This window comes from Halorhabdus sp. BNX81, from assembly GCF_029229925.1.
In the GTDB taxonomy this organism is placed as follows: domain Archaea; phylum Halobacteriota; class Halobacteria; order Halobacteriales; family Haloarculaceae; genus Halorhabdus.
Genome location: NZ_CP107254.1, coordinates 2,702,187 through 2,725,332, shown reverse-complemented (window position 1 = coordinate 2,725,332; position 23,146 = coordinate 2,702,187). Strand labels below are relative to the sequence as shown.

Sequence of the window (23,146 nt, the reverse complement as noted above, 5' to 3'; positions counted from 1 at the left end):
CATGGCGACGGACGTCCACCAGCTCGACGACGGGGCCTGGGTCAGTGTCAACGACACTCGCGAGGTGAACGTCAGCGACCTCTGGCGACTCACTGGCGGGGATTTCTGTTCGTGTCAACTCACGGATTTTCTCGCTGAGGGGTTCGTCGAGGTCGGCGTCGACGGCGGGAACGTCGAGGCGCGCATCGCCGGCCAGTGCATCCAGTGTGGGGCGAGCGGCGTGACCGGCTGGCTCACGCTCGGCCGGGTCGACCCCGAAACCGGCGAGTTCCGGGCTGTCGTCCCCGAGAGCGTTCACCGGCCGTCCCGACGACGGCGACGCGCGCCGACGGCGTGAGGGCTCGGATATACCTGCAAATATTGTCGCACTCCCGGAGAGGCGGGGAAGGTTGACGAGGTGGCTGTGGGTATACGTCCGGGTCGCATCTGGATGGACATGCCCACGAAGGTCGAGCGATGGAAGGACGAAACCTACGGGATGGAGATACGCGACCACCTCGAACGATTTGCCGAAGAGGGGTTCGACGCCATCCCGGAGGACGAACGCGACGCGTGGTTCGAGCGGTTCAAATGGTGGGGACTGTACCACCAGCGGAAGGGCCAGGAGAGTTACTTCATGATGCGGATCGGGACGCCGATGGGCCGGATGACGCCCGCACAGCTCCGGACCGTCGGCGAGGTGGCCCGCGAGTACGCCACCGGCCCCGTCGACAATCCCGAGTTCGGCGACGCCTACGCCGACTTCACGACGCGCCAATCGATCCAGCTCCACTGGATCAAGATCGAAGATATCCCTGACATCTTTGACGAACTCGAATCTGCGGGTCTCTCGACGATCCAGGCGTGTGGTGACTCCTGGCGCAACATCGTCGGCTCGCCGGTCGCCGGCCGAGACGCCGACGAACTCGTCGATGTCTGGCCCATCGTCGAAGAGCTCCACGATCGTTTCAAAGGAAACGATCTCTACACGAACCTCCCCCGCAAGTGGAAGGTCGCCGTCACCGGCGACCGTCGCGGTGCCGGCCAGGGCGATATCAACGACCTCGCCTTCGAACCGGCGGTCAAGGAGATCGACGGCGAGGATGTCGCCGGCTTCAACGTCAACGTCGGCGGCGGCCTGGCCCGGAAAGAGCCCCGGCTGGCCCGCAGCATCGATGTCTTCTGCCGGCCCGAGAATGCTGCCGAGGTCGCCGCCGGCCTCTCCGGACTCTTCCGGGACTACGGCGACCGCGAGGACCGTTTCAACGCCCGGATGAAGTTCCTCGTCGACGAGTGGGGAACGGAGAAGATCCGGTCGGTGCTCCAGGAGGAGTACATCGACTACGAGTTGCCGACCGCAGGCCAGGGGCTCCGGGAGGAGTACGACTACAACGCCGGGCGGTCGGACGCACCGGGCGACTACGTCGGCGTCCACGACCAGGCCGACGGGAGGAATTTCGTCGGGCTCTCGGTGCTCGTCGGCCGGATGGCCGCCGCGGACGTCATCGAACTCGCGGATCTGGCCGAGGAATACGATTCGGAGATGATCGGCCTGACCCAGCGCCAGAACGTCATCGTGGGTGACATCGCTGACGACGATCTCGATGACTTCCTCGCGGAGTCGGTCCTCGAGAACTACTCGCCCGACCCCCATCCCTTCATGCGTGGCTCGATCGCGTGTACGGGGACCGAATACTGCTCGCTGTCGATCGTCGAGACCAAGAATCGGATGGTCCGGTACGCTCGGTGGCTCAAAGAGAACGTTCCAGTTCCTGAGGGCGTTTCGGACTTCCACATCCACCTCTCTGGGTGTACGGCCTCGTGTGCCCAGCCCCAGATCGCCGACATCAGCCTCCGCGGGATGAAGACCCGCAAGGACGGCGAGGCGGTCGAGGCCTTCGACGTCGGGCTGGGCGGCGGCCTCGGCGAGAATCCGCAGTTCGCCGACTGGGTGGAGATGCGCGTCCCGGCCGACGAGATTCCGGGCTACATCGCCAACCTGCTGGAAATCTACGAGGCAGAACGCGACGGCCAGGAGTCCTTCCGGGAGTTCGTCGCCGACCGCGAGGAGGACGAACTCACCGGCCTCGCCGAGCCCGAAGAGACGAGTTACGAGGACCCGTACCTCGGCAACACGAAGATGACGTGGTATCCCTACGCCGAGGACGAGGAGATGAGCGCCTCGCCCGCACCGACGAACGCCAGCGGCGAACCCATCCCTACGGACGATTGACATGGCCGATCGCGTGCTGAAGGTCAACGCCTTCACGACGTTCGACCTCCTTGCGGGGAGCGTGGAGGGACACGGCTTCGCGGAGGAGGCCTTCGCCACGCTGAACGTCCGGACCGCCCGGGAGAACCCCGAAGACGTCACGCTCGAACTCGAACTCGACAACGTCGAACTCGACTCGGTGCCGGCTCACGCCGACCGCGTGACGCTCTCGGCCGCGGAGGCCAGAGAACTCGCGGCCGAGCTGGAGGCGGCGGCGAAACGTATCGAGAGCGAGGACGAATCATGACCGAGGAGGACGACGCATGACCGAACAGGCCCTCGTCGTTGCGGCACACGGATCCCATCGGAACCCCGACTCCGCACTCCCGACGCTGTCCCACGCCGAGACCATCCGCGACCGCGGGTGTTTCGACCAGGTCCGGACGGCCTTCTGGAAGGAATCGCCGAGCTTCCGTGACGTCCTGCGAACCATCGACGCCGAGCGGGCCTACGTCGTCCCGCTGTTCGTCAGCCAGGGCTACTTCGTCGATCAGGTCCTCCCACGGGAGTTCGACCTCGGGATTGACGACCTGGCCGGCGAGCCAACCGCCCCCGAGATGGTCTACACCGACCCTGTCGGAACACACTCGGCCATGACCGACGTCGTCGCGGCCCGCGCCCGCCGGTACCTCGACGACGTCCCCGAGGGGGACGCCGCGCTCGCGGTGGTCGGCCACGGCACCGAGCGGAATCCGAAAAGCGCCAAGGCCGTCTACGACCACGTGGAGGCGCTCCGCGAGCAGACGGACTTCGCCGAGGTCGGCGCGTTGTTCATGGACGAGGCCCCGGCGGTCGAAGACATCCTCGATGAATTCACAGCCGACGACATCGCCGTCGTCCCGCTGTTCATCGCCGACGGCTTTCACACGCGCGACGAGATCCCCGAGTTGCTGGGGATCACCGACGATCCGCGGTCCGGGTATCCGGTCCCGGGAACGGTTGACGGTCGCCGGATCTGGTATACCTCGGCCGTCGGGACCGACCGCCTCGTGCCCGACGTCATTCTGGAACGAGCCGGCGACGCCGGGGCCGACCTGGACCGAGACGTCGAGCAGGACCAGCCCGTGCGGCCAGACGCGGCCGAGGCGTTCCTGTCGTGGCTCGACGCCGCCCCTGCCGACGGCGACCGCCGCCGGCGGGAGTGGGGTGACCTCCTCGTGAGTGTCGCGGATGGCGCGTACGAACTCCGTCACCGCGACGATCGCGACGCGTCCCGGGCGACACTCACCGAGCAAGAGCCCGAGACCTTCCGGTGGTACGCCCGCACCGACGGGGAGGGCCGATTCCGGCCGTTCGCCGGCGAGCGCTCGCTCCCGACGGGGTGGGTGCTCCCGGACCTGGACGCAACTGGACTGCTCCGGGCCGTCGCGGCGGTGTACCCGGCCGCTATCGAGACGTGGGCCGACGATCCCGACCCCGTGGCCTTCCGGGACGTCGCCGCCCGCCAGACCGGGATGTACGCCGGCGTCTCGGAGCTTTCGAGTACTGAACTCGACGACCTGACGACGGCGGTCTGTGGCAACTGCGCCAAACAGCGTAAGTGGGACGAGGACGGCGAGGGCGGCGCGGAGCGCCTGTCTGCCGACGCTGTGGAAGGGAGCGAGCCGCCAGCCGACGGTGGCGAGAGCGAACTTCCCTGCCGGGAACCGTGTTCGTTCTTGATCGCCGCGGCCAGAGAAGTGCGTTCGGGAGACGAATTTGACGAACAGCCACTCGATCAGCCCGAAACCGACGTTCCACCGGGCGATCTGAGCCAGCCGAGCAATCGCTACCGGATCCGGTACCGGGAAGTACGGGGAGTCACACCCTCCTCACAGGAGTCCCCATGACAACGAACGGAACCGTCTACCTCGTCGGCGCGGGCCCGGGCGACCCCGAGTTACTGACGGTCAAAGCCCGCCGGCTACTCGACGAGGCCGACGTCGTCCTCCACGATTCGCTCGTGGGCGATGGCGTCGTCGACTCGATCCCCGATGGGGTCCGGGTCGAGAACGTCGGCAAGCGCGCCGACGGCGAGCGGACACCGCAGGCGGCGATCAACGAACGCCTCGTCTGTGAGGCCTCGGCCGGCCGGGATGTCGTCCGCCTGAAGGGTGGCGATCCGACGCTGTTCGCCCGCGGCGGCGAGGAGGCCGAACACCTCGCGGCCCACGGCATCGCCTTCGAGGTCGTCCCCGGTGTCACGAGCGCTATCGCCGGCCCGAGCGTAGTCGGCATCCCGGCGACCCACCGCGATCACGCCTCGGCGCTGGTCGTCGTCACCGGCCACGAGGACCCGACCAAGCCCGACTCCTCGCTCGACTGGGATGCCCTCTCGCGGATCGTCGCCGCCGGCGGCACCCTCGTGATCCTGATGGGCGTGGGTCGGCTGCCCGACAACGTGGCCGCGCTCCGGGCGGGCGCTGTCGACGCCGAGACGCCCGTCGCGATGGTCGAGCGGGCGACCCTGGAAGACGAGCGGGTCGTCACGGGCACGGTCGAGACGATCGAGACGCGTGCAGCGGCCGCGGGGATCGAACCGCCCGCCGTGACCGTCGTCGGCGACGTCGTCGACGTCCGCGAGACGGTCGCACATTGCCTGGGGGAAGCCGATGCGGTGGCCGAGGCCCCTTTGGCCGGCACGACCGACGGACTCGCGGAGGTGAACCGCCAATGAGCGACTACGCCGAGTGGCCCCTGAAGCGGCTGATGACCGAAGTGGTCGGCTCCGGGACGAAGTCCGCCGAGGACATGACTCGCGAGCAGGCGACCGAGGCGATGGAACGGATTCTCGACGACGAACCCGATCCGACGACGCTGGGTGCGTTCTGGCTCGCCAACCGCTGGAAGCACAATACGAGCGAGGAACTCGCTGCCTACGTCGACGTGATGGCCGACTGCGTCGAGACGGGGGTCCCCGACGTCGATCCGGTCGACTGCGGCGCGAACTACGACGGGAAGGAGCGGACGGCGATTTTAGGTGTCGCTGCGGGCGTCGTCGCTGCCGCCGCTGGGACGCCCGTCGTCGTCCACTCCGGCGATCGCGTTCCGACCCAGAAGTGCGACGCCTACAAGCACGTTCTCGACGAACTCGGCGTCCGGACCGAACTTCAGCCCGACGAGTCCGCCGCGATGGTCGAGGAGACTGGTTTCGGGTTTTACTACCAGCCGGCGTTCAATCCCGCCATCGACGATCTCTTCGACCGCCGGGATCAGATGGGCGTCCGGACGTTCATCAACACCGTCGAGACGCTCGCCAACCCGGCCGGTGCGAGCGTTCACCTGGGCTCGTTCTATCACCTCTCCTTCGCGAAGAAGGTCGTCGAGACCTTCGAGCGGAGTGTATCTCACGATCTCGACCGCGTCATCATGTTCCAGGGGATGGAGGGTTACGACGACATCCGACCGGGCTACACGAAGTTCGCCGAGTGGACCGAAGCGGATGGTTTCGAAGGTGACGAGATCGAAACGGCTGCCTACGGCATGGACTTCGAGACCGACGACCTCGCCGTCGATGACGTGGCTGGAGACAGCGCACGCCTCACCCGCGAGGTCCTCGCCGGCGACCGGACGGATCGCTGGCACGACGCCGTCGCGCTCAACGCCGCGGTCCGGATCTACGCCGGCGGCGACGTCGACACGCTCGATGCGGGGCTCGATGCTGCCCGCACAGCCATCGACGACGGCTCGGCCGCTGGCGTTCTTGCGGACCTGCGGGGGTTCTGAGATGAGTGAACGAGACGATTCGGGCGGTTCTGAGATGGGCAAGAACGATGACGATGACGATGTAACCCGGCCAAGCGACGTCGGTGGCAGCGACGCACCGCCGGTCGACGCCAAGCCGTACAAGATAATCTTCGAGGCCAACCGGTGTTTCGGTGCCGGGAAGTGTGCCGCTGAATCGCCGGACTGGGAGCTAGATCTCGAAACCGGCCTGGCCAAGCCCAGTACCTACTATTTCGGGGAAGACGACCTCGATCATCACGTCCGGGCCGCCGAGAGTTGCCCGGCGAAGAAGGGCCGCGGCGTCATCCACGTGATCGATCGACGGACGGACGAGGAGATCGCGCCCGATCCACACGGCGACGGCCGACTCAGCGTCGACTGGTAATCACTGCTCAGCGCTGACTGGTGATCGGTGAGAACATCGTCTGGCAATTATCGGTCGCCGGCACCCAGCGCACTCTCGCCGACCGGGTCCTGCCCTTCGATCAGTTCCTGGCCGTCGAGATACGGGCGGAGTGCTTCCGGTACCGTTACCGTCCCGTCGTCGTTCTGGTAGTACTCCAGGATCGCCACGAGCACCCGCGGGAGTGCGACTCCAGAGGCGTTGAGCGTGTGGAGGTACTCCGCGGATTCGTGGCGCTCAGGCCGATATCGAATGCCCGCCCGCCGGGCCTGGAAGTCCTCGAAATTGGAGGCCGAGGAGACTTCGAGCCACCGGCCGCCTTCCGCCGGTCCATCGTCCATGTCGTCGCCAGGGGCCCAGACCTCGACGTCGTAGGTCTTCGCCGAGGCGAAGGTTAGATCGCCGGTACAGAGGTCGAGCACGCGATACGGGAGACCGAGCCGCCGGAGGACCTCCTCGGCCTCGTCGAGGAGGCCGTCGAGTCGGTCGTCGCTCTCCTCGGGCTCGACGAAGTTGACCAACTCGACCTTGTTGAACTGGTGGACGCGGACGATCCCGCGGGTCTCTGTGCCGTGCTCGCCGGCTTCCTGCCGAAAGTTGGGCGTGTACGCCTGATGCTTCAGCGGGAGGTCGTCGTCGAGCAGGATTTCGTCGCGGTACATGTTCGTCACCGGGACCTCCGCGGTCGGGCACAGCCAGAGATCCTCCTCTTCGAGCTTGTAGGCATCGTCGGCGAACTTCGGGAGTTGGCCCGTCCCGGTCATCGACTCACTGGAGACCGGGATCGGCGGGAATACCTCTTCGTAGCCCTGCTCGCGGTGGATGTCCCGCATGAACTGGATGAGCGCGTGTTCGAGGCGTGCGGCGTCGCCCTTCAGGAAGTAGAAGCCGCCGCCGGAAACTTTCGCGCCGCGTTCGAAGTCCAAGATGTCGAGTTCTTCGCCGAGATCGTAGTGGGGCGTGACGTCCTCGGGCAGGTCCCGCAGATCCTCGAACCCCCACCGTCGCGTTTCCACGTTGTCGCTTTCGTCCTCGCCCTCGGGAACGCCCTCCTGGGGGATATTGGGAATCTCCAGCAGCCGCTCTTCTAACTCCCTCTCGAGTTCGTCGGCGCGTTCCTCGACCTCCTGGAGCTCGTCTTTGAGCTGCTGGGAGCGCTCGATGGCTTCCTGGGCGGCTTCCTCGTCACCTTCCTGCTTGAGCTCGCCGATCTTCGAGGAGACCTCGTTGCGGTCGTGTCGCAGGTCGTCGCCGCGGGCTTTCAGTTCGCGCCACTCCTCGTCGATCTCCAGAATCGCGTCGAGATCGACATCGTCGACGCCGCGAGCGGCGAGGGTCTCTCGAACCTCCCCGGGGTGCTCGCGGACGTACTGGCGTGATAACATGGACGCCCTTTCTCGGTGGCGTCTCAAAACCGTATCGCTCTGGCCGGCTGCCGGCGACAGCGGTCGCTCGTCGGTCAGCGGCTCCGAGAAACTCCGTCTATATTCCTACCTTGTAACCAGAGGTACTTAAAGCGCGGTCAGTGATCTGACCGCTTTCTTCGATCCTCTCATTCGAGCAGGTCCTCGACGAACCGAAACCCGTTGATGAGTCCGCTATATTCCGTCGAAGTATTCGACAACGACTGGGCGGAGCGCTTGGAGGATGATCTCGGCCGCAAGCGGTGACATGTCCAGATCATCGGCCATCGTGCGGTGGGTCACTTCTCCGCGTTCTCTGTCCACCGCGTAGGTGAGTGCCGTCGCGAGTCCGTCGATCCCGTGACGGTCGATGTACGTATCGATGTCGTCGTCGGTCTCGCGGCGACCGACGGCGTCGACGAGCGCGGACGTGATGGTGTATTCCTGGGCGTCCTCACTGCTGGTGAGCGTCAGATCGATGTCACAGGCTGCGTACGTCCGTGGCTGTTCGTCACGAACCGTCTCGATGACGCCGGCGTCGACGAGGCGGTTCACGTAGGCGTACGCCGTCCCCTGTGCCAGATCGAGGTCGGTCATCAGTTCCTGAACTGTCGCCTCGCCCGAACGGGCCAGGGCGGCGTACAGCCGGGCCAGCTGTGGGTCCTCCAGCAGGTCCGCGACCGAGAGGAAATCCCGAACGACGGCTCCGTCGGCCCGGTTTGACGTCCGTGACATGCGTGAGCTACCTGTTTACAGATTACACTGAATCAGTAAAAGCGTTCGGTTGCAAACTCTTTTCTGCCGCTCTCGTCTCCTACCCGATCAGTCGTACTTCGGTTCCCGCTTCTCGGCCCGTTCCAGTGCTGTCTCGACGATCTTCCGGACGTCGCCGTGGAAGACGCCGCCGTGGCCGCTGTACATGTGTTCGACAGTCTCGGGCATCCGATCGAGGAGGTCCTCGATGCTCTCGATGAGGCGCTCCCGGGACTGGCCAGGATTGTCGGTCCGGCCGAAACTCCCGCCCTCGAAGGCCCCGTCGTCGTGAACTACGGTATCACCGGAGAAGAGCGTACTCGTGCTCACCAGCGAGACGTGGTCGTCGGCGTGGCCCGGCGTGTAGACGACCTCGAAAGTTTCGTCGCCCATTTGGATCGTGTCGCCGTCGTCGAGTCCGTTCGTCCGCCGGGGGTGATCGGCGTTGGCGTAGAGCTTGGCGTCGAAGGCGTCGAGGACCGCATCGAGTTGCGCGACGTGGTCGCCGTGCTGGTGGGTCAGGACGACTGCGTCCAGGTCGTCGGTATACTCCCGGATCACGTCGACGATGCCGTCCATCGCGCCGGCGTCGACGAGCGTCGGTCGGTCGCCGGTTGCCAGATAGACGTTGGCGGTGAACGTCTCTGCGTCGGCTGTCACGTTGTGAACGTCCATGGTCGTAGATAGGGCCCAGCAGCGGGTTGAGTCTGGCGGTAATCATGCCAGGCAGTAGCGTGTGATTTTTCACCACGAATCCCGTACCTTTACACGACATGGGGTTTGGGAGCTACGACGAAACCGAACAGGAGAATCAGGACCTGGACGCTGATTTTGATGATGACGACGGGGTCAACGCTGCGGAAAACACACACGACGGCGACGTTGAGTTCGAATTCACGGCCTCGAACGACGAACTGATCGATCAGTTATCGGATATCAAGGAGAACACCTAACGTGAAATCGGGGGTTCGCGCCCTCGGAATCGCCGAGTCGTTCACCGGGGAGTCGAGTACGCTTGCCGGCGCAGTTGTCCGCGCCAGTCGCGTCACCGACGGCTTCGTCTTCGGCTCCTGCACGGTCGGCGGACGCGACGCGACCGATGCCATCGCCCGGATGGTCGAACGCCTCGACCGCGCGGACGTTCGCTACCTGCTCGTCGCCGGGATCGCCCCGGCGTGGTTCAACGTGCTCGACCTGCACCGTCTCCACGAGGAGACCGGACTGCCGGTGCTCTCGGTTACCTTCGAGGAGAGCGAGGGGCTGGAACCGACGCTCCGCGAGGAGTTTTCCGGGGAGGCGCTCGCCTGGCGACTCGATACGTACCGTTCCCAACCGGTCCGTGAGCGCGTTTCGGTCACCGACGAAACGGTTTTCGTCCGGAGTGTGGGCTGTGGCCAGAGTGAGGCCCGCGAGGTGGTCCGGGCGTTCACCCCTGAGGGTGGGCGACCCGAGCCGCTGCGGGTCGCGCGGCTGGCAGCGCGGGCGGCCGATGGAGCGTTCGATTCCGCCGATCGATAGCGACGTTTTTGCGGGCCCGGCCCGCAGGCTCGGGCATGGAGCACATGGACGGCCTCTCGGTCGAGGGCTGTGAGCGGTGTTCGGAACTCCTCGCTTCCCGGTCCCGGATCGTTGACGGTGTCGGTCCAGACGACGCTGATCTCCTCTTCGTCGGCGAAGCCCCGGGCGAGCGCGAGGACGAACAGGGCGAGCCCTTCGTCGGCCGTAGCGGGACAGTCCTCGACGACGCCCTGCGGGACGCCGGCCTCTCGCGGGCGGACGTCCGGATCACCAACTGTGTGCGATGTCGACCACCCGAGAATCGCGATCCGACTGCCGAGGAGCGCTCGAACTGTCGCCCGTACCTCGATCAGGAGATCGGCCTGGTCGATCCCGCGGTGATCGTCACGCTCGGCAAAGTCCCTGGCGAGCACCTCCTGGGCCGGGATCTGGCCGTCACCAGCGAGGCGGGTTCGATCGAGGAGATCGAGATCGGGGGCACGCGCCGGCGCGTCCTCGTCTGCGTCCATCCGGCTGCGACGCTGTACGACCGCAGTCAGCGCGAAACCTTCGAAACCACGATCCAGCAGGCCGCTGACCTGGCTGGCGACGGTGGCCAGGCCGAACTGGGTGACTTTTGACCGGCGACCCACTGCCTCGTCTCTTTAAGTACCTCTGGTTACAAGGTAGAGATATAGACGGGGTTTCCGTGGCTGTTTCTCATCGACACGAGCGATGGCGTTGCCCCGGACTGCGTGCGTCGCCCGTTTTTGGTTTAAGTGCCTCTGGTTACAAGGTGAAGATATAGACGGAGTTTCTGGTAGCTGTATTTCGACGGTTCTCCCTCGGGGCCATCCGGAGCCAGTGGATTCAACTGTGCGTAGCGACGACTGAGATGTGATGGACAGCAGGGGAGAGAACCACGTCGGCCGGGCCAGAGAGCCAGCCGATCGCGAGCGCCGGGAATGGCGCGAGCAGCGGGAAGTCTCGACGAAGCCGGGGGACGGGACGCTCTCGCGGGCGCAAGCCAAGCGGGACGCGACGATCAGACAGTTCGATATCGTTTCGCCGAGCGCCACGACGATCGGTCGGCCGGAGGACCCGAACTCGGATCTGAGTGAGCGTCTCCGGCGACTCCACGACGAGCAACACCCGGCGATGACCGGCCACGCCGAGCGGATGCACCGTCTGGACAAAGCCCGGATCACTCACGCGCTGTGCAGTGCGCTGGACGTGACGCCCTGGGAGCGCGACCGCACGCTGGGGATCATGACCGAGATCGACCTGACGGCCTTCGGGAGCCAGCGTGCCATTTCGAAGGTGGCGCTGGTCGTCATCCAGTATGTCGTCGATCTGGAACGCCAGCGCCAGCTAGGGTTGACCGATCCGGACCGGATCGCCGCGCTGAGCCCCGACGAGATGGCGTCGCTGTACGATCGACTCGACTCGATCACCGATGACGACCGCTACCAGCGGCTGCTTTCGGCCCACGGCCTCGATCAGACGAGCGTCAACCGACTCGACAGGGTACTCAAAGACCAACTCGATGAACACGATCTCCGCGACGCGGTGTACGGCCGCTCGCCGTACCACGATCCGAACCTGCCCCGTGAACGCGAACCGGGCCCGTCGACTGCGGGATCCGATGGTCCTAGCACCGGGGATACCGGCCCGGGACAACCGGACACGTGAGGCTGGGTCTGCCTGCCCTGTGAAGCTTGCCTGACCCGTGATCTCGAGCCCGGCGTCTGACTGACCGCGTCACGTCTCGAAGTGCGCCGGATACGCGTCTTCGATCTCGGTGAGCCGGGATTCGAGCGTTTCGATCCGCTCGACGAGTCGGGCGAACTCGTCGCTGTTTGCGAGTTCGTTCTCGTCTTTTTCGACTTCGAGGACGTTGCGCTTGACGCGGGCGCTGCTGAGTTCGCGCTGGAGCCGCTCGTGCTCGTCGAGCGCACAGAGCTTTTCGACGGTGGCTTCGAGGTTTTTCGCGCCGACTGGTTTCGTGAGGTAATCGTCGATACCCAACTCCAGAATGTCGTAATCCGGTGCCACGGCGGTCACCAGGGCGACTCGGCAATCCAGCCCCCGGTCTTCGATAACGTCCAGCACGTCCACGCCCGAGAGCCCAGGAATCCGGCGATCCAACAAGACGACGTCGACGGTTTCCTCAAGCGCATCCAGGGCCTGCTCGCCGTCGTAGGCCACCCGAACGTCGTAGTCTGCCTCCAGCAGTCGTGCGTATCCCTCGGCGGTCGCCCGTTCGTCTTCGACGACGAGGACGGTCGTGTCGGACTCGGGAGTCGGTGACACGTTATTGACATTGTGTTTTGGTACCAAAACACTTGTGCTGGTTACGACGTATGGTGGCTATCGACGATCGGCCGGCCCCCGAACACACAGGAGCATGCCGGGGTCCGAACAGTATCATGCAAAATAATCCCACGCATAGGCTTAAGCCACGTGGCCCAATACGGATTCACGAGAGGCACTTTTCGATGGCCTGGCAAACGACCTGGATGATCGTGCCGCTGCTCGTTGCCGCGTTCCTGCTGTTGGTGTTGGGGCTGTCGATGTTACTGTTGGTGACGCTCAACCGCATGACGGCCACGATCGGGTCGTTGTTGGTTTTCTGTCTTGCGGGAGCGACCTGGGCACTCTCGGCGGCCTATCAGGTCGCCAATACCGGCGGCCCAAAGCGGATCTGGTTTGCGATCGGGTCCGGTGCCTTCGTCGTGCTCGTCGTCGCGTGGGTGGTGTTCGCGCTGGCTGCCAGCGAACGCCAGACGTGGCTTGCCCCGTCCCGACTCGTCCCCATCCTCGCGGTCGGTGGCGTCCTGGCCGGCGTGTTCGTGACGAACCCGCTGCACGGGTGGCTGTGGGATGCAACCGTCGTCGCGGACGGCGACCTCCGCCTGCTGGATATCGATCCGAAGCCGGGCTACGTCATAGGCCAGTTCGTGTTGCTGGTGGCGACGGGGGCAGGCGGGGCCTGCCTGGCGACTTTCGCCAAACGCCACGAGCGGGTGGCCTCCCTTGCGGTCGCGGGTATCCTGGGGGGCATTACCCTCCCGGTCGCGACCGGCTTGGTCTACCGCCTCGGCATTGGCCCGGGGTTTGACCTCACGCCGGTCGCGCTCGTAATCACCGCGGGGACGCTGACGTATCTCGTGTTCACCCAGGAGTTCATCGGGGAGGTCCCGCTCCCACGGTCGGTCATTTTGGATCGCATGGACGAAGGGCTCGTGGTCGTGGGGACGCGGGGGCAGATAACCGACCTCAATCCCGCAGCCAAGTCGATGCTGGGGATCGACGACTCGGCCCTGGGGGCGGCCGTCGAGACGGTGCTGCCGGAGTGGCCGACGCTGGATGGCGAGCGGGTGACTGTCGACGTCACGATCGGGGGGAGCGACCCACGGCATCTCCGTTTGCGCGTCGCGCCGCTTGCCGGGGATCACCACGCCGAGATCGGATTTATCTCCGATCGGACCGAACAGCAAGCCCTCCAGGCACGCTATCAGGCCATCATCGAGGAATCCGCCGAGGTCAACGTGTTGTTGGACGAGACGGGGACGATCACCTACGCCAGCCCGTCAGTCCACCGAATCCTCGGCTGGGAGCCCGCCGAACTGGAGGGACGCGATGGGTTCTCGATTGTCGCCCCGCGGGACCGCGAGCGCGTCCGCGAGGAGTTCGAGGCGGTCCGTGAGGATCCGTCCTCCCAGCCCCGTGTCGAGTATCGAGTCATCGACGCCGACGGCGAGGAATGCGTCTTCGAATCGCTGGTCCGAAACCTGCTCGACCATCCACACGTGGAAGCGATCGCCGTCACCTCACGCGACGTCACGGAGCGCCGGCAGCGAGAACGGGAACTCGAACGGATGAACGAGCGCTTAGAGGAGTTCGCCTCGATTCTCAGCCACGACCTCCGGAATCCCCTGGAGGTCGCAAAGATCCACACGACGCTCGCCGAACGCGGCGAGGCGGACGCCCTCGAGACGGTCCAGGGGGCCCTCGACCGGATCGACGCCATGATCGACGACATCCTGACGTACGTCCGGGAGGACGAGTCCATCGATCCGGAATCGGTCGATTGTCACGCCGTCCTCAGGACTGCCTGGGAGACTGTCCACACCCGGGACGCAACCCTGACCGTGACTCTCGAGGAGGCGGCCGTCATCCGGGCGGACCGCCGTCGGCTCCGACGGGCCCTCGAAAACCTCTTCCGGAATGCGATCGACCACAGCGGTGGGGACGTTTCCGTCAGGGTTGGTCGAACGGATGACGGCTTCTACGTCGCCGACGACGGGCCGGGCATCCCGCCGGACGAACGCGAGGCGGTCTTCGACAACGGGTTTACCACCGCCACGGAGGGGACTGGACTCGGGCTGGCGATCGTTCGACGGACGGCACAGGCCCACGGCTGGACGGTCACAGCCACGGAGAGCGCCGACGGCGGCGCTCGGTTCGAGTTCGCCGGCGTCGAGTTCGTTGCGGGGTAACAACGCGTGTGGCCACCCCGATCGCGCAGGTGGCCGCCTGTCGAGGTTTTATACGGCAGGGCGAGTGACTATCTACCATGGCCCGTCCCGGTGGGACTCCCCCGCCCGGCCCGGCGGAGCGGGAGTCCAGCACGTGGTTTCGCTTCAACGGGCGAGCGCCGACGGAGGGGATGGCGCCGTGTTGATCCGCGACGTGATGAGCACTGATTACCTGACGGTGTCGCGTGACCGGAGCCTCAGGGCCGCCGTCGAAATACTGCTCAAGGACGGCCGGGAGTCGATCATCATCACCGACGGCGACGATCCGGACGGACTGATCACCCAGCGGTCGGCGCTGATCGCCTGCTACAAGACCGATGATCCGCTCAGCGAAATCCCCGTTTCGGGGTTCGCCTCGGGGTTTCCGACGTCCGTGAAGCCGGACGCGACAGTGTTGTTCGCCATCGGTCAGTTGATCAACGCCGATACGGACGTCCTGCCGGTCGTCGAGGGCCTTGAACTGGTCGGCGTCGTCACCCGCGAGGACATGCTCAACGAGTACACGAACCTCCGCAACGAGGCGTTCAACACGGTCGAACAACGCAAGGACTGGGGACCCGAATGACGCGGTCGATGTCGGCTCACATCGCGATCACCAACTATGACAGACGACACTGACGTGACGGTACTGATCGTCGAGGACGAACAGCAAATCGCGGACGGCTACGCGTCGATCCTGCGCGAGCACTACACCGTCGAGACTGCCTACTCCGGGGAGCAAGCCCTGGAAGCCATCGACGACGATGTCGACGTGGTCCTGCTCGACCGGATGATGCCGGGGCGCTCGGGGAAAGAGACGCTCGATGCCGTTCGTGCGGAGGGGTACGAGTGCCCGGTCGCGATGGTGACGGCCAAGACCCCGGATCTCGACGTCATCGAGATGGGTTTTGATGACTACCTCACCAAACCCGTCGACGTCGCTGAGCTGGAAGACACTGTCGAGCGTCTGGTCGCGCTGGGTGAACTCGAACCCGAGGTCAGGGCGTACGTCGCCGATTCGATCAAACAGGCCAGTCTCGAAGCAAACAAACCAGCCGCCGAATTGACCACAAGTGAGAACTACCAGGCACTGCGCGACCGGCTCACCGAACAGGGGGCCGAACTGGGAGACATCTCCGCTGCGATGACTGACGAGGAGTTCGAACTCGTGCTCCAGACGATTGTCAGGAACCTCGGGGACAGCCAGGACGAACCGACGTATCAGGTGTAAGCGCCCGCCTGGCGCTTCCAGGCCGTGACGTCGACCGAAAGGACCGTCGTGTCGTCGTCGGGATGCACCGTCTCGATGTCCCAGCCCAGCGTCTCCAGGACGAGTCGGACCTTCAGCAGGTGTTTCGATCGCTCGAGGAGATCCTGATCGCGATACTGGTCAGTCAGGGCCGGCACGGTCAGGTGCTTGGAGAGATGTAGCCTCACCCCCGCTTCGGTGGACTCAAGCCGGATCCGCCCTGCCGGCCCGAGCGCCGCACTGAGCTGTTCAACCAGCAGCGTCGTCCGGAGTTGATCGGTGGTGATCGTAACCGACTCGCCCGTGACCTGACAGTCAGCGTACTGCTTTGCGAGGCGTTTCAGGTCGACTTCGGTGAGTTCGCCGCCGGCCTTGACGACCGCGAACAGTTCGCTGAAGTCCTCGACCAGATCCGTGAGACGTTCGACCATCTCAGTCTCGACGTCCCGCGCCTCGGTGAACGACCGGTGCATCTCCGCCCACGTGTTCGCGAGCCCTTCGAGTGACGTCCGCACTTCCTCGCGATCGGCCCGTCCGTCGGTATTCGTGCCTTCGATTTCGGCCCCCGGACGGACGTCCAGGCCGAACAGCCCCCCGAGTTCCGACAGCCGCTCGCGCCCGGTCGACTCGGCTGTGAACGCCTGTTTCATGTGGGATTCGATGGCGACCTGGATCTGCGTGCGGTTTCGAAAGTTGTGGTCGTACATGCCATAGAGATGTTCGATGGTATCCCGCACGTTCTCGATGAGGGCCTGTTGTCTGGTGAGCGCGGTGATGTCCCGCGAGATACCGATCAGCCCGATCACGCGCCCCTCCGGATCAGTAATTGGGTGCTTGCTCGCAGTGACGTGGATCCGCTCGCCGTGGGCGTTTTCGATCCACTCCGGCTTGCGCTCCACCGCGCTGTGACCTTCGATCACTGCCAGATTGTCACGGTAGATTTCCATCGCGGTCTCCGGCAGGAAGGTGTTGAACTCGCTCTGGCCGATCATCACTTCGGGGTCGAGATCGTGGAGGGCGGCTTTTGCCTCGTTCACCCGGACGAAACGCGCGTGGCGATCGAGGACGTAGATGAGGTCCTCGAACTGCTCCATGAGCGTCTCATACGCCCGTGGTTCGATCGACGGTTCCATACCGAGCCGGCCCTCGGCTGGTTCGACCGGGACTGTCGCACCCAGATGCAAGCTCTTGAGTCGCGCTTCGAAGTGCTGTCTGTCCGCAGGGTGGAGGAACACATCGGCACCGGATAGCATCGCTTCCGAGACTTTCCGGGGTCGATCGTCGACGTAAAGGACGGCATGCGGCGGGGTCTGGTCGGCCGCGGTCTTCACTGCAGCTAGTCCCTTCGGGCCCCCTTCGATGATGAGGTAGTCCGGCGGGTTCGACCCGGACGCGACGGACTCCACTGCGGACGGATCGTACACTGAAACGCGTCCGACGACCCGCTCGCAGACGGAGCGATAGGTGTCGACGCCATCGACGACGCCCGGGACGATGCCGACGTGGGCATCCTGAAGTGACAGGTCGTGCATAGTCTGAGTTTTCTGTCGCGTGTCATCGGCGACAGGCGCGATACAGGACTACGTCTCCGTCTATCCCAATCAAACTAGGGGCCCGATCGGAACCAGCCGGATGGACTGGCTGTGCTCGACCGGCCCGGCTGGGAGATATCTGGGTCGAAGGAAAGTCCCAAGACCCGAGCCGAACTACGGGCTGACATGAGCGACCGCGAGCAGGCGGCGGCTGACGTCGTCGTCGTCGATTACGGACTGGGGAATCTCCGGAGCGTCACGCGTGGGCTCGAACGCGCGGGCGCAGCCGTGACGATATCGGACGACCCGGTGGCACTCGATGCCGCCGACGGGATCGTCCTCCCCGGCGTCGGCGCGTTTAGCGAGGGGATGGACAACGCCGGTCCGTTCCGGGACGCCCTCGTCGAGGCGGCCGAGGACGGTCGCCCCCTCCTGGGTATCTGTCTCGGGATGCAGATGCTCCTCACCACGAGCGAAGAGGCCGAACACGCCGGCGAAGGTGACGCCGAGGGGCTGGACCTGATCCCCGGGACGAATCTCAGATTTGACGGCGATCGGAAGGTTCCGCACATGGGCTGGAACGAACTCGCCGTCGAGCGCGAGCATCCCCTGTTGGCGGGTGTCGACGGCGAGCACGCGTACTTCGTCCATTCCTACTACGCCCGGCCGGACGACGGGGCCGCCACCGCGGCGAGGACTGACTACGGCGAGCGCTTCGCGAGTGTCGTCGCCAACGAGGCGGGCAACGTGATGGGAACCCAGTTTCACCCCGAGAAATCCGGCGAGACGGGGCTTGCCATTCTCCGGAACTTCGTCGAGTACTGCGCCGACCAGTAGCGTCGCGGTTCGTCCACTTTACAGCGCGTTCACGACTACGAGTGCCGACCAGACCAGCATGGCTGCGCCCATCGCGATGCCGACGTAGCCGACCGCCGCGAGGATTCGTGGGGAGAGCTGCTCGGGATCGATCCGGTCGGGATCGTTGACGACGCCGTACCCGAAGCCGATCAGCAGGACGCCGATGACCGCGTGTATCCCAATCATGATCGTGGATTGACCGCCGAAGGCCACCTGTGTCGCCCCGACGGCGATGTTGCCGAGGCCGAGCATGACGACGCCGTAGCCGTACCGCAAGCGCGTCTCCATGGGATATCGTCGTCGTCACCTCCCATAAGTTCCGGACATACTCCCCAGCGGTTTTATACTGGCTCCGGTCGGGAACGGACGTATGAAGCGAACGATCGAAACCGAGGCGGCCCCCGCCGCAGTCGGGGCGTACAGCCAGGCGACCGCAACCGATGAGCTTGTCTTTACCGCCGGACAGATCCCGCTGACGCCCGACGGCGATTTGCTCGACGACGCCGACATCGACGTCCAGACCCAGCAGGCGCTGGACAACGTCGAGGCAGTTCTCGACGAAGCGGGCGCGGGCATGGACGACGTGCTGAAGGTAACCGTCTACGTCGACGACATCGAGAACTTCGAGGCGATGGACGCCGCCTACGAGACGTTCTTCGATGAAGATCCGCCGGCCAGAAGCGCCGTTGAGGTCGCCGCGCTGCCGAAAGGCGTCGGTGTCGAGATCGAGGCCGTGGCGGCCGTCTGAGATGGCCGGCTACGACATGGGATGGCGTCAAGCCCTGGTGTGGGGCCTGGTCGGCGGGCTATCGTTTCTTGTGTTGCTCCAGGGCTACGAACTGTTGACGCCCGAACGCGTCGATCCGCTGGTCAAAGCCGGCGTCGCGCTGGTTGTCACCGGGATCGGGGCGGTGCTGGCGAAGTTCGTCGAGCCCCGGTTGCGACAGACGCTTTGAGGGGGTCGGTGCTCGACCGAGAGCGAAAACGCTTAACCACACCGCCACTCATCTGGAGATGCGAGCCAGGATGGCCGAACGGTAAGGCGCACGCCTGGAAAGCGTGTTCCCTTTCGGGATTCAGGGTTCAAATCCCTGTCCTGGCGTGGGCGACCCGACCCTTGTGCGGGTCGCCGAAGTAGTGAACGGGGAGAGCGCGGTCGAACGGAGTGAGACCGCGGGAATCGCGAGCGGGGAGTGAAACGACCCGTGAGCAAAGCGACCCGTGAGTGCCGCGAACACATTACCGAGAACCGCGTAGCGTGTTCTCGGTTTCTGTGAGCGAGTCTCAGGGCCGGGGTGTCCCAATCCCGTGGGACTTCCTTCGCCGTCCATGTGTTTCGTGAACAGTTATCATTAATATTCGTCCCGCTTTCGTGGCGAATTTTCCGTAGAGCGGGGATCTCCGGGCGAACAACCGGGGAATTTGTCCGGGAAGTCTGTTTCGAACAGCAAAGTTAACAGTCAGGCGTGTGTACCGTGCTCCTGATGCCCACTGTAGAATACCTCAACTACGAAGTGCTGGACGATCACGGATGGGACATGGACGACGCCGACCTTTTCGAGAAGGCCGAGTCGTCCGATCTCGGTGAGAACGACTACGGCGAAATCGACGTCGCCGAAGGCGAATACATTCTGGAGGCCGCAGAGGCCCAAGGCTACGACTGGCCGTTCTCGTGTCGCGCCGGTGCGTGTGCCAACTGTGCTGCCATCGTCAAGGAGGGCGAAATCGACATGGACATGCAGCAGATTCTCTCCGACGAGGAAGTCGAGGACAAGGGTGTTCGCCTGACGTGTGTCGGGACGCCTACCGAGGACGACGTCAAGATCGTCTACAACGCCAAGCATCTGGATTACCTCCAGAACCGCGTCATCTGATCGGTTCGCTTCCAAAACCGCTTTCTGCGATCCTAACGCGATCAGCGACTGCGACCGTCTGCCGGGAGTCGACAGGCCAAACAGGCGAGTGCCTCGGGCGTGACCCGGGCACTCACCCTGTCGATTCTCGACCGTCCGTGACTACGCCGGGCACTTCCTCGACAGCCTCCGGCCCCGCCTCGACGATATCCACCCCGGAGAACACGACCCGGGCACCGCCCCGGGACCCCTCGGTCATGCTCACCGACCAGCCGTGCGCGCTCGCGATCGCGTCGACGATGGCGAGCCCGAGACCCGTACCGGTCTCCTCTGTCGTGTAGGCGTACTCGAACACCCGCTCGCGTTCGTCCGCCGGCACGCCCGGGCCGTCGTCCTCGACGTAGAACCCCTCGGCGTGGCGGCCGAGCGTGATCGTCACGCCGGTCGCGTCCCTACCGGCCGGCTGGTCGTCCGACGGCTCGTCGTCGGTCGCCCCGTCGTCGGCCGTCGGTGAGGCGTGCTCCACCGCATTGCGGATGAGGTTTTCGAAGACGTTCTGGAGGCGCCCGGGGTCGGCGTAGACGACCACGTCCGCGTCCGGTTCGATCTCCTCGGTGGCGGACGGAGTCGCCGTCGACGCCCAGGCGTCCTCGAAGACGGGTTTCAGCCGGACTCGTTCCGGTTCGTCGATCGTGCGGCCCTCCCGGGAGAGCGCGAGGACGTCGTCGATGATCTGGCCCATGCGCTGTTGGGCGTCGAGTGTGGCTTCGAGGTGCGAGAGGTCGCCCGTTTCGAGTGCCAGCTCCGAGCGCCCGTTGGCGACGTTCAGCGGGTTCCGGAGGTCGTGCGACAGCGTGCTCGCGAACCGTTCGAGCTGTGCGGACTGCTGTTTGAGGTCCCGGATCTGTCGGTTGATCGCCGTGACGTCCCGGATCACGAGTCCGTACCCCTGCGTGTCTCCCGCCGTCACGAGCGGGGAGATGCTGACCTCGAACTCGCGGGACTCCTCCCCGTAGTCCGTGAACGACTGGACGATCGTGTCGTCTTCGACGATCGGCGGGAGGCGTTCCTCCAGTTTCGCGCTGTCGGCATCAGCGAGGGCGGGGAACGTCCCGACGGCCGCCCGGTTGACATCGAGGATCCGGCGGTCGGGGTCGACGACGACGATCGGATCTCGCAGGTCCTCGAAGACGCGTTTGCGGGCGAGCGAAAGGATGTCGAACAGCTGGTAGCGAAACACCGCCCAGGCGACGAACGCGAGCGACCACGCCGAGGCGATGTTGCTGGCGCCGTCGAGGGGCCCCGGGATGACACCGGCGTTCCAGCCGGCGACGGTGAAAAGCGGGGGCAGGAACCCGACGATCAGCGCCAGCGTCCGCTTGCGCTTGGCCGGCGCTTCGACCGCCGCGTGATAGCCCAGCAGCCCCATCGCGCCGAGATAGGGGACCGTCTGGAAGAGCGCGAAGATCGGAAACAGCGGCGTCGGCGTCGCGGCCACGTGGTGGAACGGGTCGGTGGTGATCGCGTACTCGTAGACCAGGCCATGGATCGGGTCCGTCAGCTGGATGGCGGCGAGGACCGCCAGCAAGCCCCCGAACGCCAGGAGTCGGGGACGCGTGAGCCAGTGCCCGCGGTCCGTATAGCGGATCGCGAAGAGAAACCACAGCGGGACGATCACGGCGACGACCGCGGCGTGAAGGACGAAAAACGCGATCGCGAGCGTCCGATCGGTCGCGACGATCTCGCCGACGACGAACAGCCCCACGAGCGGATACAGCGACAGCATCAGCGCGAACACCCGCGCGGCGCGGTCCAGATCGTGCGACCACAGCCACGTGGCCACGGAAACGGCGAGGCCGCTGGAGACGAGAACCGCGACCACGTAGAGCGACGCTTCCATCGACCCCGTTTTTGTCGCACTGCTATAATATTCTTGGGACGTACCCGGGGAGTGAACTGAGGGCCGCGATTTGTGGGGGCGACCAGGTGGGGGCAGTTCCACAAGGGCTAACTCCCGCCCCCGAGAGTGACGAGTGTGAACGCGACGCTTCCGGATCTGCTGCGGTTGCTCGTCGTCCCCGTCCTCGGGTGGGCGGCCTGGCGTGACGTGCGTACGCGTCGCGTCCCGAACCGCACCTGGCTCCCACTGGCCGGTCTCGGCGTCGTCCTGCTGGTCTGGGACGCGTGGCTGGTCTGGACGGACGGTCTCGTCGTCGATCCGCGCGTGCTCGCGCCGACGCCGGCCCTGTTCGTCTTCCAGGTCGCCTTCAGCCTCGGGTTGCTCGTCCCGCTCGCGTACGCGTTCTGGTGGATGGGCGGGTTCGGCGGTGCCGACGCGAAGGCGCTGATCGTCCTCGCGATCCTCTTTCCGACCTACCCGACGTATCTCGTCGCGGACATGGCGCTGCCGGCGATCCGGCCGTCGCTTGGGGTCTTCGCGCTGACGATCCTCTCGAACGCCGTCCTCGTCGGGCTTGCGTATCCCCTCGCACTCGCCGTCCGGAACGCTCTCGGTGGCCATATCGACAAAGCGATGGTCATCGGCCGGCCGATCGCCGCCGAGGCGGCGACCGAGGAGTACGGCCGCCTGCTGGAGACGCCCGACGGGTTCACCCGTCGTGGCCTCGACCTGGACGCACTCCGGATGTATCTCACCTGGCGCGGCCGCTCGCTGTCCGAACTCCGTGCCGATCCGGACGCCTACCGCGATCCGGCGTCGCTTCCCGACGACCCCAACGATCCCGGCGACGGGTCGATCCCACCGGACGGTGAGGGGCCGATCCAGCAGTCTGAGCACGACGGAACGACCCAGACCGACGGCGGGGAGTTCGAGGACCCATGGGGAGCCGAGGCGTTCTTCGCGGACATCGAACACTCCGCCTACGGCACGACGCCGACGGAGTTGCGGGAGGGACTGGAAGTACTCGCCAAGGGCGACACCGTCTGGATTACGCCGGGCATCCCGTTCCTGGTGCCGATGTTCGGCGGGCTCGTGGTGAGTCTGGTCGCCGGCGACATGTTGCTCTGGGTGCTCGAAGCCGTCGGGATCGGGGCGCTTGGGTGATCCGGCGCGACACGATCGCTGGGCGAGTGGGCCCTCCGGGCGCTCTCGGACGTGCCCG

26 protein-coding genes and 1 tRNA gene are annotated in these 23,146 nt (G+C 65.3%); 20 read left to right on the top strand and 7 right to left on the bottom strand.

Translation table 11 applies throughout. The annotated features are described in order from the left end of the window. Position 1 precedes the first annotated feature (1 nt). The 7 genes from HBNXHr_RS13795 (at position 2) to HBNXHr_RS13765 (ending at position 6,341) form a co-directional block, all read left to right on the top strand. Positions 2-337: a hypothetical protein gene (locus HBNXHr_RS13795; protein WP_275883727.1), complete on the top strand. Its 336-nt coding sequence runs from the start codon at positions 2-4 to the stop codon at positions 335-337. A gap of 99 nt (positions 338-436) precedes the next feature. After that, complete coding sequence (locus HBNXHr_RS13790) at positions 437-2,212, top strand: ferredoxin--nitrite reductase (protein ID WP_275882587.1); 1,776 nt, start codon at positions 437-439, stop codon at positions 2,210-2,212. Between the two features lies 1 nt (position 2,213). Then, positions 2,214-2,498, top strand: a complete 285-nt coding sequence (locus HBNXHr_RS13785) for a DUF6360 family protein (RefSeq protein ID WP_275882586.1) — start codon at positions 2,214-2,216, stop codon at positions 2,496-2,498. Positions 2,499-2,514: 16 nt separating this feature from the next. Beyond that, a complete protein-coding gene (locus HBNXHr_RS13780) occupies positions 2,515-4,080 on the top strand; it encodes a CbiX/SirB N-terminal domain-containing protein (RefSeq protein WP_275882585.1) in 1,566 nt (521 codons plus the stop codon). Beyond that, positions 4,077-4,907, top strand: coding sequence for a uroporphyrinogen-III C-methyltransferase (gene cobA / locus HBNXHr_RS13775; RefSeq protein WP_275882584.1), 831 nt, complete (start codon positions 4,077-4,079; stop codon positions 4,905-4,907). The genes HBNXHr_RS13780 and cobA overlap by 4 nt, the downstream gene beginning before the upstream one ends. After that, positions 4,904-5,956 carry an anthranilate phosphoribosyltransferase gene (locus HBNXHr_RS13770; RefSeq protein WP_275882583.1) on the top strand — a complete coding sequence of 351 codons (1,053 nt, stop codon included), beginning with the start codon at positions 4,904-4,906 and terminating at the stop codon, positions 5,954-5,956. The genes cobA and HBNXHr_RS13770 overlap by 4 nt, the downstream gene beginning before the upstream one ends. A 1-nt stretch (position 5,957) precedes the next feature. Further along, entirely contained in the window at positions 5,958-6,341 is a 384-nt protein-coding gene (locus HBNXHr_RS13765; protein WP_345893713.1) for a ferredoxin, read from the top strand. A 47-nt stretch (positions 6,342-6,388) separates the two neighbouring features. On the opposite strand, the gene serS is transcribed toward HBNXHr_RS13765, so the two are convergent. The 3 genes from serS to HBNXHr_RS13750 all read right to left on the bottom strand — a co-directional run bounded on the left by serS (position 6,389) and on the right by HBNXHr_RS13750 (position 9,190). Continuing rightward, positions 6,389-7,744, bottom strand: coding sequence for a serine--tRNA ligase (serS, locus tag HBNXHr_RS13760; RefSeq protein ID WP_275882582.1), 1,356 nt, complete (start codon positions 7,742-7,744; stop codon positions 6,389-6,391). Positions 7,745-7,957: 213 nt separating this feature from the next. Next, positions 7,958-8,497, bottom strand: coding sequence for a helix-turn-helix domain-containing protein (locus HBNXHr_RS13755; protein ID WP_275882581.1), 540 nt, complete (start codon positions 8,495-8,497; stop codon positions 7,958-7,960). An 87-nt stretch (positions 8,498-8,584) separates the two neighbouring features. Further along, positions 8,585-9,190, bottom strand: a complete 606-nt coding sequence (locus HBNXHr_RS13750) for an MBL fold metallo-hydrolase (RefSeq protein ID WP_275882580.1) — start codon at positions 9,188-9,190, stop codon at positions 8,585-8,587. A gap of 98 nt (positions 9,191-9,288) precedes the next feature. On the opposite strand from HBNXHr_RS13750, the gene HBNXHr_RS13745 reads away from it, so the two are divergent. The 4 genes from HBNXHr_RS13745 (at position 9,289) to HBNXHr_RS13730 (ending at position 11,704) form a co-directional block, all read left to right on the top strand. Further along, positions 9,289-9,468 carry a DUF5786 family protein gene (locus HBNXHr_RS13745; protein WP_275738123.1) on the top strand — a complete coding sequence of 60 codons (180 nt, stop codon included), beginning with the start codon at positions 9,289-9,291 and terminating at the stop codon, positions 9,466-9,468. 1 nt (position 9,469) lies between these two features. After that, on the top strand, positions 9,470-10,033 hold the full coding sequence (locus HBNXHr_RS13740; protein ID WP_275738121.1) for a DUF99 family protein: 564 nt from the start codon (positions 9,470-9,472) through the stop codon (positions 10,031-10,033). 35 nt (positions 10,034-10,068) lie between these two features. Beyond that, positions 10,069-10,653, top strand: coding sequence for a uracil-DNA glycosylase (locus HBNXHr_RS13735; protein WP_275882579.1), 585 nt, complete (start codon positions 10,069-10,071; stop codon positions 10,651-10,653). Between the two features lie 259 nt (positions 10,654-10,912). Beyond that, positions 10,913-11,704, top strand: coding sequence for a DNA-directed RNA polymerase subunit epsilon (locus HBNXHr_RS13730; RefSeq protein ID WP_275882578.1), 792 nt, complete (start codon positions 10,913-10,915; stop codon positions 11,702-11,704). A gap of 69 nt (positions 11,705-11,773) precedes the next feature. On the opposite strand, the gene HBNXHr_RS13725 is transcribed toward HBNXHr_RS13730, so the two are convergent. Continuing rightward, positions 11,774-12,325: a response regulator gene (locus HBNXHr_RS13725; protein WP_275882577.1), complete on the bottom strand. Its 552-nt coding sequence runs from the start codon at positions 12,323-12,325 to the stop codon at positions 11,774-11,776. Between the two features lie 185 nt (positions 12,326-12,510). Between HBNXHr_RS13725 and HBNXHr_RS13720 the strand changes: the two genes are divergently transcribed. The 3 genes from HBNXHr_RS13720 to HBNXHr_RS13710 all read left to right on the top strand — a co-directional run bounded on the left by HBNXHr_RS13720 (position 12,511) and on the right by HBNXHr_RS13710 (position 15,763). Beyond that, positions 12,511-14,514, top strand: coding sequence for a PAS domain S-box protein (locus tag HBNXHr_RS13720; protein ID WP_275882576.1), 2,004 nt, complete (start codon positions 12,511-12,513; stop codon positions 14,512-14,514). 178 nt (positions 14,515-14,692) lie between these two features. Continuing rightward, positions 14,693-15,118, top strand: a complete 426-nt coding sequence (locus HBNXHr_RS13715) for a CBS domain-containing protein (RefSeq protein WP_275882575.1) — start codon at positions 14,693-14,695, stop codon at positions 15,116-15,118. Positions 15,119-15,154: 36 nt separating this feature from the next. Further along, a complete protein-coding gene (locus tag HBNXHr_RS13710; RefSeq protein WP_275738107.1) occupies positions 15,155-15,763 on the top strand; it encodes a response regulator in 609 nt (202 codons plus the stop codon). Here the strand turns inward: HBNXHr_RS13710 and HBNXHr_RS13705 are convergent. Next, the gene (locus tag HBNXHr_RS13705) at positions 15,754-17,313 is read right to left on the bottom strand and encodes a PAS domain-containing protein (protein ID WP_275882574.1); all 1,560 of its coding nucleotides are present in this window, start codon (positions 17,311-17,313) and stop codon (positions 15,754-15,756) included. The genes HBNXHr_RS13710 and HBNXHr_RS13705 overlap by 10 nt on opposite strands. A 186-nt stretch (positions 17,314-17,499) precedes the next feature. Here HBNXHr_RS13705 and hisH point away from each other — a divergent pair, with 186 nt between their 5' ends. Beyond that, positions 17,500-18,150, top strand: coding sequence for an imidazole glycerol phosphate synthase subunit HisH (gene hisH, locus HBNXHr_RS13700; RefSeq protein ID WP_275882573.1), 651 nt, complete (start codon positions 17,500-17,502; stop codon positions 18,148-18,150). Positions 18,151-18,168: 18 nt separating this feature from the next. Here the strand turns inward: hisH and HBNXHr_RS13695 are convergent, their stop codons facing one another. After that, positions 18,169-18,459: a hypothetical protein gene (locus tag HBNXHr_RS13695; RefSeq protein WP_275738101.1), complete on the bottom strand. Its 291-nt coding sequence runs from the start codon at positions 18,457-18,459 to the stop codon at positions 18,169-18,171. Between the two features lie 82 nt (positions 18,460-18,541). On the opposite strand from HBNXHr_RS13695, the gene HBNXHr_RS13690 reads away from it, so the two are divergent. The 4 genes from HBNXHr_RS13690 (at position 18,542) to fer (ending at position 20,045) form a co-directional block, all read left to right on the top strand. Next, positions 18,542-18,919, top strand: a complete 378-nt coding sequence (locus HBNXHr_RS13690; protein WP_275882572.1) for a Rid family detoxifying hydrolase — start codon at positions 18,542-18,544, stop codon at positions 18,917-18,919. Between the two features lies 1 nt (position 18,920). Then, positions 18,921-19,127, top strand: coding sequence for a hypothetical protein (locus HBNXHr_RS13685; protein WP_275738096.1), 207 nt, complete (start codon positions 18,921-18,923; stop codon positions 19,125-19,127). A gap of 64 nt (positions 19,128-19,191) precedes the next feature. Further along, a tRNA-Ser gene (locus HBNXHr_RS13680) sits at positions 19,192-19,273 on the top strand. A gap of 382 nt (positions 19,274-19,655) precedes the next feature. Next, positions 19,656-20,045 (top strand): ferredoxin Fer, encoded by a 390-nt coding sequence (gene fer, locus HBNXHr_RS13675; protein ID WP_275738092.1) that lies wholly within the window; start codon positions 19,656-19,658, stop codon positions 20,043-20,045. Positions 20,046-20,157: 112 nt separating this feature from the next. Here fer and HBNXHr_RS13670 read toward each other — a convergent pair whose 3' ends face one another. Continuing rightward, a complete protein-coding gene (locus HBNXHr_RS13670; RefSeq protein ID WP_275882571.1) occupies positions 20,158-21,924 on the bottom strand; it encodes a histidine kinase N-terminal 7TM domain-containing protein in 1,767 nt (588 codons plus the stop codon). 135 nt (positions 21,925-22,059) lie between these two features. On the opposite strand from HBNXHr_RS13670, the gene HBNXHr_RS13665 reads away from it, so the two are divergent. After that, positions 22,060-23,088: an A24 family peptidase gene (locus HBNXHr_RS13665; RefSeq protein WP_275882570.1), complete on the top strand. Its 1,029-nt coding sequence runs from the start codon at positions 22,060-22,062 to the stop codon at positions 23,086-23,088. Positions 23,089-23,146: the final 58 nt, after the last annotated feature.

Bases quoted from the DNA above. Each gene is read 5' to 3' on its own strand.
- HBNXHr_RS13735 (WP_275882579.1), top strand. From the start codon at position 10,069: ATGGAGCACATGGACGGCCTCTCGGTCGAGGGCTGTGAGCGGTGTTCG.
- HBNXHr_RS13755 (WP_275882581.1), bottom strand. From the start codon at position 8,497: ATGTCACGGACGTCAAACCGGGCCGACGGAGCCGTCGTTCGGGATTTC.
- HBNXHr_RS13750 (WP_275882580.1), bottom strand. From the start codon at position 9,190: ATGGACGTTCACAACGTGACAGCCGACGCAGAGACGTTCACCGCCAAC.
- HBNXHr_RS13690 (WP_275882572.1), top strand. From the start codon at position 18,542: ATGAAGCGAACGATCGAAACCGAGGCGGCCCCCGCCGCAGTCGGGGCG.
- HBNXHr_RS13770 (WP_275882583.1), top strand. From the start codon at position 4,904: ATGAGCGACTACGCCGAGTGGCCCCTGAAGCGGCTGATGACCGAAGTG.
- HBNXHr_RS13790 (WP_275882587.1), top strand. From the start codon at position 437: ATGCCCACGAAGGTCGAGCGATGGAAGGACGAAACCTACGGGATGGAG.
- cobA (WP_275882584.1), top strand. From the start codon at position 4,077: ATGACAACGAACGGAACCGTCTACCTCGTCGGCGCGGGCCCGGGCGAC.
- HBNXHr_RS13695 (WP_275738101.1), bottom strand. From the start codon at position 18,459: ATGGAGACGCGCTTGCGGTACGGCTACGGCGTCGTCATGCTCGGCCTC.
- HBNXHr_RS13720 (WP_275882576.1), top strand. From the start codon at position 12,511: ATGGCCTGGCAAACGACCTGGATGATCGTGCCGCTGCTCGTTGCCGCG.
- fer (WP_275738092.1), top strand. From the start codon at position 19,656: ATGCCCACTGTAGAATACCTCAACTACGAAGTGCTGGACGATCACGGA.
- HBNXHr_RS13780 (WP_275882585.1), top strand. From the start codon at position 2,515: ATGACCGAACAGGCCCTCGTCGTTGCGGCACACGGATCCCATCGGAAC.
- HBNXHr_RS13765 (WP_345893713.1), top strand. From the start codon at position 5,958: ATGAGTGAACGAGACGATTCGGGCGGTTCTGAGATGGGCAAGAACGAT.
- serS (WP_275882582.1), bottom strand. From the start codon at position 7,744: ATGTTATCACGCCAGTACGTCCGCGAGCACCCCGGGGAGGTTCGAGAG.
- HBNXHr_RS13745 (WP_275738123.1), top strand. From the start codon at position 9,289: ATGGGGTTTGGGAGCTACGACGAAACCGAACAGGAGAATCAGGACCTG.
- HBNXHr_RS13710 (WP_275738107.1), top strand. From the start codon at position 15,155: ATGACAGACGACACTGACGTGACGGTACTGATCGTCGAGGACGAACAG.
- hisH (WP_275882573.1), top strand. From the start codon at position 17,500: ATGAGCGACCGCGAGCAGGCGGCGGCTGACGTCGTCGTCGTCGATTAC.
- HBNXHr_RS13730 (WP_275882578.1), top strand. From the start codon at position 10,913: ATGGACAGCAGGGGAGAGAACCACGTCGGCCGGGCCAGAGAGCCAGCC.
- HBNXHr_RS13795 (WP_275883727.1), top strand. From the start codon at position 2: ATGGCGACGGACGTCCACCAGCTCGACGACGGGGCCTGGGTCAGTGTC.
- HBNXHr_RS13705 (WP_275882574.1), bottom strand. From the start codon at position 17,313: ATGCACGACCTGTCACTTCAGGATGCCCACGTCGGCATCGTCCCGGGC.
- HBNXHr_RS13785 (WP_275882586.1), top strand. From the start codon at position 2,214: ATGGCCGATCGCGTGCTGAAGGTCAACGCCTTCACGACGTTCGACCTC.
- HBNXHr_RS13670 (WP_275882571.1), bottom strand. From the start codon at position 21,924: ATGGAAGCGTCGCTCTACGTGGTCGCGGTTCTCGTCTCCAGCGGCCTC.
- HBNXHr_RS13685 (WP_275738096.1), top strand. From the start codon at position 18,921: ATGGCCGGCTACGACATGGGATGGCGTCAAGCCCTGGTGTGGGGCCTG.